The 13,947-nt window shown below is 60.4% G+C and carries 12 protein-coding genes; 8 read left to right on the top strand and 4 right to left on the bottom strand.

The window, feature by feature from the left end; genetic code table 11:
- Nucleotides 1–23 precede the first annotated feature (23 nt).
- The 5 genes from EV561_RS25050 to repC all read left to right on the top strand — a co-directional run bounded on the left by EV561_RS25050 (nt 24) and on the right by repC (nt 5,939).
- Nucleotides 24–1,505 carry an NAD-dependent succinate-semialdehyde dehydrogenase gene (locus EV561_RS25050; protein ID WP_132525575.1) on the top strand — a complete coding sequence of 494 codons (1,482 nt, stop codon included), beginning with the start codon at nt 24–26 and terminating at the stop codon, nt 1,503–1,505.
- 177 nt (nt 1,506–1,682) lie between these two features.
- A complete protein-coding gene (locus EV561_RS25045) occupies nt 1,683–2,027 on the top strand; it encodes a MarR family transcriptional regulator (RefSeq protein ID WP_132525573.1) in 345 nt (114 codons plus the stop codon).
- 306 nt (nt 2,028–2,333) lie between these two features.
- Entirely contained in the window at nt 2,334–3,521 is a 1,188-nt protein-coding gene (gene repA, locus EV561_RS25040) for a plasmid partitioning protein RepA (RefSeq protein ID WP_132525571.1), read from the top strand.
- A 74-nt stretch (nt 3,522–3,595) separates the two neighbouring features.
- Entirely contained in the window at nt 3,596–4,564 is a 969-nt protein-coding gene (gene repB, locus EV561_RS25035; protein ID WP_132525569.1) for a plasmid partitioning protein RepB, read from the top strand.
- A 163-nt stretch (nt 4,565–4,727) separates the two neighbouring features.
- Entirely contained in the window at nt 4,728–5,939 is a 1,212-nt protein-coding gene (repC, locus tag EV561_RS25030) for a plasmid replication protein RepC (protein ID WP_132525567.1), read from the top strand.
- Between the two features lie 670 nt (nt 5,940–6,609).
- Here the strand turns inward: repC and EV561_RS37625 are convergent.
- Together EV561_RS37625 and EV561_RS25020 are read right to left on the bottom strand one after the other, a co-directional pair.
- Nucleotides 6,610–7,206 carry a hypothetical protein gene (locus tag EV561_RS37625; RefSeq protein ID WP_207910587.1) on the bottom strand — a complete coding sequence of 199 codons (597 nt, stop codon included), beginning with the start codon at nt 7,204–7,206 and terminating at the stop codon, nt 6,610–6,612.
- Nucleotides 7,207–7,328: 122 nt separating this feature from the next.
- The gene (locus EV561_RS25020) at nt 7,329–9,002 is read right to left on the bottom strand and encodes a transposase (RefSeq protein ID WP_132525563.1); all 1,674 of its coding nucleotides are present in this window, start codon (nt 9,000–9,002) and stop codon (nt 7,329–7,331) included.
- Nucleotides 9,003–9,700: 698 nt separating this feature from the next.
- Between EV561_RS25020 and EV561_RS25015 the strand changes: the two genes are divergently transcribed.
- Nucleotides 9,701–10,102: a hypothetical protein gene (locus EV561_RS25015; RefSeq protein WP_132525562.1), complete on the top strand. Its 402-nt coding sequence runs from the start codon at nt 9,701–9,703 to the stop codon at nt 10,100–10,102.
- A gap of 124 nt (nt 10,103–10,226) precedes the next feature.
- Here the strand turns inward: EV561_RS25015 and EV561_RS25010 are convergent, their stop codons facing one another.
- Entirely contained in the window at nt 10,227–10,541 is a 315-nt protein-coding gene (locus tag EV561_RS25010) for a hypothetical protein (protein ID WP_132525560.1), read from the bottom strand.
- A gap of 287 nt (nt 10,542–10,828) precedes the next feature.
- Between EV561_RS25010 and EV561_RS25005 the strand changes: the two genes are divergently transcribed.
- Both EV561_RS25005 and EV561_RS25000 read left to right on the top strand, forming a co-directional pair.
- The gene (locus EV561_RS25005) at nt 10,829–11,497 is read left to right on the top strand and encodes a response regulator transcription factor (protein WP_165927906.1); all 669 of its coding nucleotides are present in this window, start codon (nt 10,829–10,831) and stop codon (nt 11,495–11,497) included.
- A gap of 121 nt (nt 11,498–11,618) precedes the next feature.
- A complete protein-coding gene (locus EV561_RS25000) occupies nt 11,619–12,860 on the top strand; it encodes an aminotransferase class I/II-fold pyridoxal phosphate-dependent enzyme (RefSeq protein WP_132525556.1) in 1,242 nt (413 codons plus the stop codon).
- Between the two features lie 11 nt (nt 12,861–12,871).
- Here EV561_RS25000 and EV561_RS24995 read toward each other — a convergent pair whose 3' ends face one another.
- Nucleotides 12,872–13,903, bottom strand: coding sequence for an extracellular solute-binding protein (locus EV561_RS24995; protein ID WP_245512912.1), 1,032 nt, complete (start codon nt 13,901–13,903; stop codon nt 12,872–12,874).
- Between the last annotated feature and the right edge of the window lie 44 nt (nt 13,904–13,947).

Here is a 13,947-nt window from a genome sequence, read left to right as displayed (position 1 = left end):
GCTGTTCCCATGGAGAACATAACATGGCTTTCACCCCCGCCCTGACCAAGCATATCGCTCCCGCATCGCCGCTTCTTCGCGATGCCGGCTTCATCGACGGCGTCTGGACCGCAGGCAGCGCCAGAGACACTTTCGAGGTGATCAATCCGGCAACCGGGGAGGTGCTCGCATCACTGCCCGACATGGGGCCCTCGGAGACCGGCGCAGCGATCGACGCTGCCTATCTGGCACAGCCGAAATGGGCAGCACGCCCTGCCAGGGAGCGCAGCGCCATCCTGCGCAAATGGTACGAGCTGATCGTCGCCAACGCCGACGAACTCGCCGCGATCCTTACGGCCGAAATGGGCAAACCGCTTTCGGAAGCGCGCGGCGAAATCCTCTATGCCGCCGCCTACATCGAATGGTATGCGGAAGAGGCAAAGCGCATCTATGGCGAGACGATACCCGCGCCGTCGGCCGACAAGCGGATGCTCGTCATCAAGCAGCCGGTCGGCGTCGTCGGCACGATCACGCCCTGGAACTTTCCGGCAGCGATGATCACCCGCAAGGTCGCGCCGGCGCTTGCCGTCGGCTGCGCCGTGGTATCTAAGCCGGCAGAGCAGACGCCCCTGAGCGCGATCGCTGTTGTCGCGCTCGCCGAACAGGCCGGTGTTCCGGCCGGCGTCATCAACCTGATCGTTGGCCTCAACGGACCGGCAATCGGACGCGAACTCTGCGGTAACGCCAAGGTCAGAAAGATCAGCTTCACGGGCTCGACCGAGGTTGGCCGGATCCTGATGCGCCAGTGCGCCGACCAGATCAAGAAGGTGAGCCTCGAACTCGGCGGCAATGCGCCATTCATTGTCTTTGATGATGCCGATCTCGATGCCGCCGTCGAGGGCGCCATTGCGTCGAAATACCGGAATGCCGGCCAGACCTGCGTCTGCGCCAACCGCATCTATGTCCAGTCGAATGTCTACGAGCGTTTTGCTGAAAAGCTCGCAGCCAAGGTGAACGAGCTCTCCGTCGGCGACGGTTTTGCGCCCGGGGTACAGATCGGGCCGCTGATCGACGGCCCGGCGATCGTAAAAGCGGAAGACCACATCCGCGATGCGGTGGCCGGAGGCGCGACCGTGGCGCTCGGCGGAAACCGCATCGATGGCGCCGGTACCTTCTTTTCGCCAACCATTCTGACGAATGTCGACCGCAATATGAAGATCGCCCGTGAAGAGACCTTCGGGCCTGTCGCGCCCCTCTTCCGCTTCGATACCGTCGAGGACGTGGTGGGGCAGGCCAATGACACCGAGTTCGGTCTCGCCGCCTACTTCTTCGCTGGCGATCTGAGGAAGGTGTGGAAAGTGGCCGAAGCCCTCGAATATGGAATGGTCGGCATCAATACCGGCCTCATGTCGACCGAGACGGCCCCGTTCGGTGGTATCAAGCAATCGGGTCTCGGTCGGGAGGGTTCGCGTCACGGCGCCGAGGATTATCTCGAGATGAAATACCTCTGCATCGGCAATCTCTGAATCAGGTTTTCAGGCCCATCGGGCCGATCGGTTTGAAGACTTGTGCGGCAGTACCGGGCTTTCGCATCTCTCCCGTCGGCGTCGTCTACGGTGAGCAAGGTTGATAGCGCGGTTGCAGTTTTTCCTTGGGCGGCTATCTTTCAGGGACATTGATTGATTTGCCTTCGAAAGCCGCCCATGGTTCCTTCCGGTTCGATTACTGCCGACGGTCTTTCGTTCTCGGCGCTTGCGTCCCGCCGCATCCTGGAAAACAAGCTGCCGGAGGAAACCGCGCAGGCCCGACTGAAACAGATCGGTATGATGAATGTGCTCCATTACATGGTCAACGCCGGTCGCGAGCTGACGGTGGCCACCATCGTCGCCGAGACCGGGCTCACCCGTACCGGCGTCAACGAGGTCATCTTGCCTTTGGTTCAGAAGGGATTGGTGATCGAGCGCCTCAGCACCAATACGATGGGTCGCGGGAAGGCACGGGTCTTTACCGTCTCCTCCGCTCTCCTCCCCTCCCCTTCCGATCGGTGACGTTTATTCGAGGAATTTCTGCTTGAAATCGATCTTTAACTGCCTTATTCAAGTCGATTAAAATCTGCAGTGCATTCCAGTTGATGATTGCCGATTCGGCTTTTTGGGAGGCCGGGACACGCCCGTCTGGATGATGAGAGGCCGGTGCCCGCGCGCTTGGACATCCGTTTTCGGCAGCAAATATGTAGAGAAGCGGCCGTTTTCGGCCAGTTAACCGTAAATTCCTTGTCCTCAATCGAGAATCGGCAGATAGTGCCGATAATTCGACGATTTTCGTTAAAAATCGACACCAAGGTATTTAATTGGATGAACGCGTCACCAAAGCCTATCGCGCCAGCGCCGCGCTTCTCGGATGCCATCCTGGATCAGGGCAACGAGATCTCCACGAAGCTCGACATGCTGCGCATGGAGAGGTTTCCTCCGAACGCCCAGAAGACGCTGCGTACCTTCTCGCTTGCCGAGGTCGCCGGCTTCATCGACGTCTCGCCGAGCTATTTGAAGAAGCTGCATCTGCAGGGCAAGGGGCCGCAGCCGGCGACCACCGCGACCGGACGCCGCTACTACACCGCCGATCAGATCGACGCCCTGCGCGAAACCATCGATCGCTCCCCGCGGCGGCGGCCAGGCGAAAAGCTGCAGGTGATCTCGGTCGTCAACTTCAAGGGCGGCTCGGGCAAGACGACAACGGCGGTCCACCTGTCGCAATATCTGTCGTTGCGCGGGTTCAGGGTATTGGCCATCGATCTCGATCCGCAGGCCTCGATGTCGGCGCTCTTCGGCATCCAGCCGGAGCTTGATTCCAATCCGTCCTTTTATGAAGCGCTGCGCTATGACGACGAACGCCGCTCGGTGACCGAGATCATCCAGCAGACGAATTTTCCGAACCTGAATATCGTGCCGGCCAATCTCGAGCTGCAGGAATACGAATATGACACGCCGATCGCCATGCAGCGGCGCGACAGCAATGCCGGCAAGCTTTTCTATACCCGCATCGGTCAGGCGCTCGCCGAGGTCGACGATCAGTATGATCTCGTTGTCATCGACTGCCCTCCCCAGCTCGGCTACCTGACGCTGACGGCGCTGACGGCATCGAGCTCTGTTCTGATCACCGTCCATCCGCAGATGCTCGACATCATGTCGATGTCGCAGTTCCTGCTGATGCTCGGCGGCATCCTGAAAAGCGTCGAGGGTGTCGGCGTCAACGTCTCGCTCGACTGGTTCCGCTATCTGATCACCCGCTACGAGCCCGGCGATATCCCGCAGCAATCGATGGTCGGCTTCATGCAGAGCATGTTCGCCGAGCAGATGCTCAAGCACCAGATGGTCAAGTCGACCGCGATCTCCGATGCCGGCCTGACCAAACAGTCGCTCTACGAGGTCGAACGCGCCCAATTCACGGCCACGACCTATGACCGCGCCCGCGAGACCATGGACAACGTCAACAACGAAATCGTCACGCTGATCAATCGTGTCTGGGGGCGTCCCGATGAATGAGAGGTTGTCAGCCGTACAAATGGACATTTTTTCAAAGAAAATCAGCGTTTTAGAGCGAATCGGGGAGGGATCGCATGGCACGGCGTGACGTTCTGCTTGGAATCACCCAGGCCGATGCGAAATCCGGCCGTCCGGTGGCCAACGGCTATGCCAGCCGTGGCGCGTCGCGCTCGATGATCAGCTCGCTGAGTGAGCTTGCGGAAAAGGCAGCCCTTGTCGACCAGCTGCAGGGCGAGACGGTCGTCGAGCTCGATCCAGACCTGGTCGATGCCTCCTTCGTCTCCGACCGCATGGAGGGTGACGACCAGGCCTTCGAGGAACTGGTCGCAGCCATCCGCGAGCGCGGACAGGACACTCCGGTTCTAGTGCGCCCTCACCCAAGCCTCGTGGGCCGCTATCAGCTGGTCTTCGGCCATCGGCGCGTGCGGGCGGCGAAGCTTTTGGCAAAGCCGGTCAGGGCAATCGTCAAGCAGATCGACGATATCGGCCATGTGATCGCGCAGGGCCAGGAAAACTCTGCCCGCGAAAACCTGTCCTTCATCGAGCGCGCCGCCTTTGCCGACCGCCTCGTGGGCCTTGGTTACGATCGGGCGATCGTCCAGGTCGCGCTTGCCATCGACGCACCGATGCTGACGCGCATGCTGTCGGTCACCTCGCGGGTGCCGGCGGAGGTCATTGCCGCCATCGGTCCGGCCAAATCCGTCGGACGCGATCGCTGGATCGATCTCGCGCAACTCCTGGAACGGCCTTCCAACAGCGAAAAGGCGATGGCCTTCATCGGCGAAGCAGCGTTTCGCTCGGCCGGAGCCGATGTCCGGTTCGACGCGCTGGTGAAGCAATTGAAGGCGGCGCCAAAGCGGACGGCAACGGCGGGGTCCGCCTGGGAAGCCGGCGACAAGGCGCTTGCCGCTCAGTTCAAGCCGTCCGGCAAGACCTATACGGTGGCACTAAAGGCCAAGAATGCCGGAAAATTCGGCCGCTATCTCGCAGACAACATTGATCGTCTCTACGAAGAGTTCAGACGGGACACCGAAAACAACTAGGAGCTAACCCGCAAAAGAAAAAAGCCCCCGCACGAAACCGCAACGGAAGCTTTCCTCATAGTCTAGGCAACTCTGAGAATCGCACTTCCGAGAATCGCTGTCAAGGATCTTTGCGCCGTTTCGGCGAGCTGATGTCTTTTGCCTTTTGAAAAGGTGACGGAACATGCAGAGCGGAAGTGTATCGACGCCCTTCGGGCGGCGGCCGATGACGCTTGCCCTGGTAAAAGGGCAATTGCAAAACAGAGATGCGCCGGCGGACGTGTCGATCGACAAGTGGCGTGTCTATCGCGACATCTGCGAATGCCGTGAACGACTGGGGGTGACCGACCGCTCACTCGCAATCCTCAACGCGCTTTTGTCCTTTCATCCCGAACAGGAGCTGACGGGTGGGCATCCGCTGGTGGTCTTTCCCTCCAACGTCCAGCTGTCGCTGCGCGCTAACGGCATGTCCGGTGCGACCCTGCGGCGCCATCTTGCGATCCTCGTCGAAACCGGTCTGATCATCCGCAACGACAGCCCGAACGGAAAGCGCTACGCCAGGCGCGACAAGGCCGGCGCGCTTGAGACGGCTTTCGGCTTTGATCTGAGCCCCCTCGTCTCGCGCCATGCCGAGTTCGCGGCAATCGCCGAGGACGTCTCCGCTAAGCGCAAAGTACTGAGGCTTGCCCGCGAGCGGCTGACGCTCCTGCGCCGCGATGTCCGCAAGCTGATCAGTGCGGCGATCGAGGAAGGTGCCGCTGGACATTGGGCGGTTATCGAAGCGCAGTTCCTGGCACTTGTTGCGCGGCTGCCACGCCATCCTCTCCTCGCAACGGTCACAGATATTGCCGAGGAAATGTCGATCTTGCGTGAGGACATCATCAACCTTTTGGAAAATCAGCTAATTGTTGAAAATCCAAGCGCCAATGATGCCCAAATTGAGCGGCACCTACAGAATTCACATCCCGAATCTAAATCTGAACTTGAACCAGGCTTCGAAACGAAGCAGGCAGCGCAAACTGAGACAAAGCCGCAGCGTCGGCATGAGCCGCTGAAAGCTTTCCCCTTGTCCATGGTGCTGACCGCCTGCCCTGATATTGTCGATTACGGCCCAAGTGGGACGATCAGCAGCTGGCGCGACCTGATGGCGGCGGCCGTCGTCGTCCGAAGCATGCTGACCATCAGTCCGTCGGCCTACCGGGATGCCTGCGATGTCATGGGTCCGGAAAATGCCGCGGCGGTCGTTGCCTGCATCCTTGAACGAGCAGGCCACATCCAGTCGGCCGGCGGCTACCTCCGCGACCTCACACGGCGGGCAGAGCGGGGCGAATTCTCGCTTGGCCCGATGCTGATGGCGCTGATGCACTCCCGTCCAGTAACAGCAAGGACGGGCTGAATAAGAGACGGCAAGGAACCATAGGCGGAAATCACTTGCGGAACGGAGCGCCTCTTTTGCTTCTGTACAGGGGATTTCGTTAAGCGTAACGCATTCTAGCAGCGACGGTCGTATCGACCCTGCGGGCAGTCGGGGCTCCATTCTGCCCAGGCGTATCATCTCCCCGGCAGGGACCCGAGCATCGTCGACGGCAGTCCTCAGCCTCGTGGACAAAGGGTTGGCGCTGAGGATCTCTTCGGAAGAGGCGAGGGGGCTCGGCAATCGGGAAGACCACGATTTCAGCCGTTGTGCCTGACCGATCGTTTTTCCCTCATGGGCAGCGCGAACGGGTTTGAATGGGATGGCGGGCAGGAAGCTTGCGAGGCCGCCTCCCTCTTCCTGTGCCATTTCTCGACTTCCGCGATCCCTGTGGTAGCCGGGTCGAGGTCGTCGGCGCCCGAGACCGCACGCGGGATACGCGACAAGAAAATGTCGTGACGCAGAGGAGAAGAGGACGCCGGTTGCGGCCCGTACCCCAGGGTGCGCGATCGGCTGGAACCGACATTGATCGGTCGGGTGCGTCGACCTTGGCAGTGCTTTCGGTCTTTCCGAGCCATCCGCTGAATTCCCCACGGTGGGCAGAGATCATTCCGGCCGATCACGTGAAGGCGAAGGATCCTCGTGTCTCACTCTAAAAGCGAATCCTTGACATCCGGTAGCGAACAGGGCGATTCTTCGACAGCGCCAATCCGAATCGCCCTGAAGATTCGTCACGATATTCTCCTGGATGCGCCGGACACGATGTCTCAAACTCTCCCTTTCTATGTGTATGGATGACGGAAATGAACCGGCACTTAGCTTCCGTTTCCGAATTTTTGTTAACCTTAAGAGTATGTTGCTGACTGAGCGCTTTTTGTCGCGCAGACGGCCGGATCGTAAGCGGGGCTGATTTGGTGGCAGTGCTCGAAAACAAGTCGATCGCAGGCATCAGCTTGTCTCCTGAAGTGGAGATTGGCATGGTGGCTTTGACGATCAACAGGAGAGTAGGGCGGAGCAAATGCGGCAGATCGATATCGACAGCCTTGACGAGGCAACCCTCATCGAACTCAACGCGCGCATCGTTGAGCGTCTGCAGGTTTTGCATCACCAGCGAACCACGGCCGCCCTTCAAGGCATCAGGGTGGGCAGCGGCGTGGAGTTTGAAGGCCCTGGCGGCGTCCTGGTCCGGGGTGTCGTCATTCGCCGCAACAAGAAGACGGTGACGGTGCATGCCGATGATAACCGTCAATGGAATGTATCGCCGACATTGCTGAAACCCACCGGCGCCCACGTGCTCGATACTACCGGTCCTATACAGTCCGAGGACGGTAAGGTCGTGTCCTTCCCAAGGCCAGACCGTCGGTGATGCGCTCAGGATCTGGCAACGATCATCGTGGCCAATGGGGGAATGGTTGGGTGCGATGTGCCGATCCCCAACCGATCGCCGAGATAGCGCCAGAACGACAGGCCGAGCTTCTGGCAGGTCTTCGAAAGGCCCAGCATGCTGTCGCGTGCCAGCCGCCCGTTGCGACTGACCGTCCCTCCGGAAATCTTCCGCTTGATGACAAAGCCACGCAGATCGCGTTCCGACGCATTGGTGTGGAGCGGGATCTCGGGCCGCTCCAGAACGCGCAGCAGTTCCGGCTTGCGGCGCCTCAGCCGAAACAGCAATTTGTCGAGATCGCCATAGCCGGTGCGGATGGAGAAAATCCGATCGAACCGGACCTGAAGACCTTGAGCTGCACGCGGGCCTGGACTTCGCTGGTAGTTTTTCAGCTGCTTGTAAAAGAGCCAGATCAGCTCGCGCAGGGTTTCGACGTGTTTTACCTGGCGCGGCGTCGCCGGCATCAGCTTGTGCAAAAGCCGTTCGGCGTGGACCCAGCACAGTGCGTGGGTACCGACGCGAAACTGCCCGGCATCGTCGGAGACGATCACTGCATTGCCGACCAGGCCATGGTGGCGGATGGCACCCCATATGCCGGCCTCGGCGAAGGGCCGGAGCGTCTCCGTGTCGAAGATGTCGATACCATGTTCGGCGAGGTGCTGGAGAAACGGAACCTGATTGGCAAACCGCTGCGGTTCCTGCCTCTGCAGCGGCGCCAGAAGAACAGGGTCCACCTGCCGGTCTTCGAGAAAAGCGAAGGCGGCATCGTTGAGGACGTAGTCCTGATAGTTGCCGCGCAGCAGCGCCAGGAAGTTCAGTCGCGACTTCGAGGACGTCGTGCGAAATGCGGTGAAATGCTCACCGCCGATATGCGTCGTATGAAAATTGCGGCTGGCGTGACGGGCACCGGTGTCGTCGACCGTCACATAGGGCGCCGAGACGAGGCCGGCATGCAGCACGGCGGCATCCTCCGCATGAAAGCCGTCCAGCCGTTCTGTCAGGAACCGCACCACCTGGCGTTTGGAGATCTCCACACCGACGTCGTTGAGCAACGTCGTCATTCGCTGCGTCGTGACCTGGCCATGCGCATGCAGCATCAGACAAAACCGCCGCAGATTGGCCCCAAAGCCACCTCGTATCCCCGCAGGCAGCGGCGCGATGATGGTGTCTCCCTCGGGCGTCACCCAGCATTCCCGACGGTAACGAACCACCTCGACCCGCAACACCAGATCCCGCACGAAGCAGTCCTTGTAGCCCTTGAAGCGCGATCCCGGCGGTACACTGACAGGCAGCACCTCTTCACGCGTTACCCGCTTCGTATCGTTCTTCGGCCCTCGCGGTCTGGGTGCCGGATCCTTGCCGGTGAGCGTCTTGTCACCCGTTGCCTTTTCCATTCCCGACGGTCTGAAGGGTGGGCGCGGCGGCAGGTTTTTCAGCCGCGCAATCTCGTCGCGCAGAAGCTGGTTGTCGACCTTCAGCCGGGTGTTTTCGAGCCTGAGCTGGTCGTTCTCATCCCGAAGCCTCTGGTTCTCAGCCTCGAGCTTCTCAATCCGGGCGTCCGCCCGATCAGCCCGATCCACCAAACCCGTCACAAGCTCGCGCAGCGCCTTCAGCGACAGCGTGTCGGCATGCTCGGCCATGGGCAGGCGGCGCTTCGTCATGAAAGAAGAATCTCATGATTTGCAGAAAACAGGAATCCCTCCTGCCACCAGATTTGCTCCAGTTACGCCGGATCGGCAATTGAGATAGAGCAGTTGGCGTCGGCGCTGGCTGTGCCGAACTCCGGCGCTGGTTCCGATAGATCTATCGGGCCGTCCTTCTTCAATCGAAGCGGTGCCGCCAGAGGTCGGGATCCTGCCGGTTCTCAGCTGGGATCTGCAGTGTGGCTGATGATGACATACCGCTGATTTTCGCCCAGGGCCTCGGGATCCATCAGGACCGCCTATGCTGGATATCAGAATGAGGGCAGATGGAGTCGCTGTCTCCTCATTGGGCACCCCGACTGCGGGTATATCGCTGCGCGAAAGAAGACGAGGAAGCAGGATCAATCGCGGAGGGCAAGAAAATGGAGAGGACACGGCACCCTCCGATAAGAAGCAGCCGCTCCAATCGCTGTCTGATCGAGCGACGGTTTCGGCTTGGCTCGATATCGAAATTGTCAGCCGTACAAATGCCCCTTTTCTTTCGAAAAAGCATCGATTTACCGGCAGTAACCACGCGTGTTCGCAGTGGTCCCGCCAACCGATCCAATGATTTGCGGTCGCTGTATCAGCGAAAGCTTTCCAAGCTTTAATTTTCGTTCGCGTTTCGCACTTGCTAAATCGGAGCACGACACCTTGTTGATATGCAGGAGCAGGAAATGAAAACCATGGTGACGATTGCCCTCGGCGTCAGCCGGCTGAAACTCAAGCCCATGATGCTTCCCGTCGTGGGGTTCGGGGTCGCGTTCATGGCAGCCAATGCCCAGGCGGACCAGCTCCATTTCAATCTTCGTCTCACCGTCCATGATTATGCCAGGTTGGTCGCAAGTTCGCGCGCTTGCGACACGCCGCTCGTACCGGAAGGTTTGAAGCAGTCAATCCTGGATGTCATTCGGATGGACGCGAATCTCGATGACGAGGCGATAGCGAAGACCATGGACGCGGCGGTCCGCAAGCAACGTCGAGGGATGCCCGGATGCAGCAGGGCGACGATCGAGGTTGCGCGGGCAAATCTGAACCGCGACCTGACCGCTCTGAAATATTCGGTCGACAATCAATAGGGGCGTCCAAGGTCCCATCCAGATCAATTTGGCCGGCGGCCTTGAGACGTCGCTGGCCGATCGCCGGCATGGAAACCTCAGTCGTGCCTCGTATTGCCACGCGGGTTTCAAAAGGAAAAGGCGATCAATGCCGCGACTCTCCCGGCTCGACGGATGGCCACGCTTCGCGATCATCACCCCTGCCGGACGGATTCCCGTCAACCGGCGAGTTCATGGCATTCTGTTCGTCGGAGCGACCCAGGTAGCGAAAGACCTGTGCCCAGAAGCGAAAGTCGCTAAGACGGCCCGCACATCTGGCCTGGATGCCACACCATGCGACCGCCGTTCTTGCCTGCGGGCCATAAGCGATCATCGCGGCAAGCGCCGCAGTCTCGATCGAAAACACGTCATTCAGCGCGCCGCCATCAGGCGGCGGGAGGTTTGTTTCATCTGCAAACATTGCGTTGATCCCGTCACCGTCCGGCGCGGGTTATTGCGGGTTGGACATGCCGGACGTTTCCCCCATGCGGGTCACGGTCACGTGCCGTCCTTTGGCGGTCCAAATCGCAATCGGCAGTGCAGGTAGCAACTATGTTACAACAAAAAATGAATGACAAGAGGGTATGAATCGCGGTAAGCGTGTTTTTTTAGTGAAACATGCCAGAATGCGACGCCGTCCTGCTATCTGCAGCCTTATTTTGTAATATCAAAATGTACTGTTTTTTGGTAACCTCAGCGAGGTATGAAATGAAAGCGCGTGCTGCGATCCTTTCCGCCGACGCGGACTATGTGCTCCTGCTTTCCCACGTGTTGTCAATCGCCGGCTTCGGCCCTGTCTTCGCCGATACTGTCGAACAAGCTATGGCACTTGCCCATGAGGGCGATGTCATTGCGCTGCTGATCGACTGCCGGCCGGGATCCTCGATCCTGTCGGACCTGTCACGGCAACTGCGTGACCAGGGGCCGGCGGCGCATGCGCCGGTCGTCGCCCTTGTAGCCGAGGGTGTTCCCTACGTGGAGGTGCTGAAGTCCGCCGTCGACGAGACCTTCATTCGCCCGATGAAACCGGAACAGCTGCTTGCCTATCTGCACGCGCGGCAGGGTCACCCGCCGGGGGCAACAGAACTTCCGGCCATTCGGCTTCAATTTGACGATGGGACCCGGCAGGTCGGCCTGGACGGCCGGACGGCGAACATCAGTCCGATCGAATATAGGATCGTGAAGCTGCTTGCAGGCATTCCGGGCCGCGTGTTCAGCCGAGCCGACATTGTCGCCGCCGGTTGGCCGGCGCGCAATTTCGTCGATCTGCGGACCGTCGACGTTCATGTCGCCCGCCTTCGCAAGACCTTGCGCGATCTCGTCGGGCGCGATCTGATCAGGACCGTTCGCGGGGAGGGCTATGTCATCGATCTTTAGGCTCGTCACGCGAAGCTTCACATCGTCACACAATCTTTGGGAACTCTTCCAGTTGGCCTGGTTGTATGAACGGGGAATACCCCTTTAGGCTTTGCGCATCGATCAACGACGGGAGGATCGCATGCGCAGCCAAACCGATCCGGGCCAGACGGCCCCGCGGCATCACCGCAATACAGCAAGCCTTATTCAGACCTCGGCCGGGCATTTCGCCGCGGCGCATCTCAACGGATTGATGTCGCTCTATGTGGAACCGATCGGAGGACGTCTGGTCGAACTGCCGTCGCCTGACGGTGCATCACAGCCCATCGCCGATTTCGTTCGTTGCAGCTATCTCGGGCTCGACAATCACCCGGCCATCGTCACCGGCGGCATGGCCCTGATGCTGCGCTACGGATGCCTGCACTGGTCTTGCGCCAGGACGCGATTGAACTTCATGGCGCTCGGCGAGCTCGAGGATGCCTTGTCCGAACTGTTTGACGCGCGGGTCACGACCTTTTCGACGGTCCTTGCCGCCAACATGAGCGCCCTGCCGCTCATTGCTTCCGGCGCGCTCACCGAGGGCGTCAAGCCGGTCATGGTCTTCGACCGCCTCGCGCATGCCACGCTGGCCTTCAACAAGCCCGTTGTCGCCGAAGAAACCGACGTGCGTACGATTGCTCACAATGATCTCGCCGCACTCGAGGAAATCTGCGAAACGCATCCTTGCGTCGCCTATATCTGTGACGGCGTCTACTCGATGGGCGGCAGTGCGCCGGTCCAAAAATTGCTGGAGCTGCAGCGGCGCTTCGGGCTGTTTCTCTACATCGACGACGCTCATGGAATCTCGATCGTCGGCGACCGCGGCGAGGGGTTCACGCGGTCTCAGATCAGGGGTTCGCTGGGCGATCGCACGATCATTGCCGCTTCGCTCGGCAAGGGCTTCGGGGCCTCGGGCGGAATGTTGATGCTCGGGTCGCCGACCCAGGAGGAGCTCTTCCGCCGGTTCGGCCTGGCACATGCGTTCTCGGCGTCGATCAATGTCGCCGCGATCGGCGCGGCATTGGCGTCGCAGGCCCTGCATCGCACCGACGAACTTGGCGCGCGGCAGGCCCGCCTGGCGCAGAATGTCGCGCTCTTTGACGAACTCGTCCCGACTGCGCAAGCGGGTTCGCCATTGCCGATCCGGACTGTCGTCATCGGTGATGAGCTGGCGGCCATCGGGGCCGCCAGACTTGTTCTGGACGCCGGCAGCTATGTTTCAGCGATCTTCTTCCCGACCGTGGCATCGGGAAGAGCCGGCCTGCGCATCTGTCCGACCGCCGACCATACGTTCGATCAGATCCGCGCCCTTGCTGCCGCGATCAATGGTGCTCTTGAGCGCTAGCCCCGATCGTCTCAGCGAATCCAGGCATTCCAGCGTTCCAGCATCATGTCGGCATTGGCGTTGATCCAGGCCGCGTCCGGTATGACGATATGGTCGCGGAGATCCTCCTCGCTCGGAAGTGCGGCGCGGGCGGCAGGCGACATGAGAGCGATCGCCTTGCCGCTCGGCGGCGTGCATAAAAGCACCTCGCAGACGCGGGCCTGCGCCTCGGGGCTATTCAGCCAGAATGCGATCAGCTTCAACGCGTTTTCTTTGTCCGGCGCCCCCTTGATCACTGTCAGTCGGTCGCCCACGAGGAAGGCGGCCTTGTTGGACCAGGCGATCGGCCGGCCCTCCGCCTTCAACGCGTTGGCACGCGTCAGCCAGATCTCGCCGATCGTGTAGTCTGCGTTGCGGAAACCCTGAACACTCTGGTCGCCGCTCTTCCACCAGACGGAAATGTCGCCGCGGATCGCGTCGAGCTTCCTGAGCGCGCGGTCGATGTCGAGAGGAAAGAGCTTGTCCCGGGTGACCCCGTCGGCAAGCAGCGCAGACGCCATCACGCGCCACGGATCATCAAAATTGGGAAACGAGCGACCACCGGGGAAGCGCTTGGTGTCCCACATGTCGGCGAAGCTGACCGGCTGCTCGTCCTTCAATGCATCGGTGTTGTAGACCATCAGGGTCGCCGTCGAGAACAACCGGGCGCCGCCGCCGACACAGGCGTCGTCCACCAGGTCGGGACGACCGACGAACTGCCTGCAGAACACGCTAAGATCTTCCGAGGTGGATTTGTGGGCCTCCGATATCGCCTGGATCTCGCCATCCGGATAAAGATCCCAGGTGACGTGGCCGGTCTTCACCATGGCGGTGGCCTTCGCCCGCATCTCGGCATTGGTCGCAGCGACGGAGACCACCTTGATACCGGTGCTCGCGGTGAACGGATCGAACCAGTATTTGCGCAACGCCTCGTCATAGGCACCGCCGGTGGTGGCGATGACGACCTGCTCCTCGGCGCGGGCCGGGGAGGGGGAAATGCCGGTCAGCGCGACCGCAGCCGTCATCGCGGCCAGGATATAGATCATGGACCTGTTCATGTTGTTTCTCC

Source organism: Rhizobium sp. BK376 (assembly GCF_004341625.1).
GTDB lineage: Bacteria > Pseudomonadota > Alphaproteobacteria > Rhizobiales > Rhizobiaceae > Rhizobium.
This window is presented reverse-complemented; position numbering and strand designations above follow the sequence as displayed.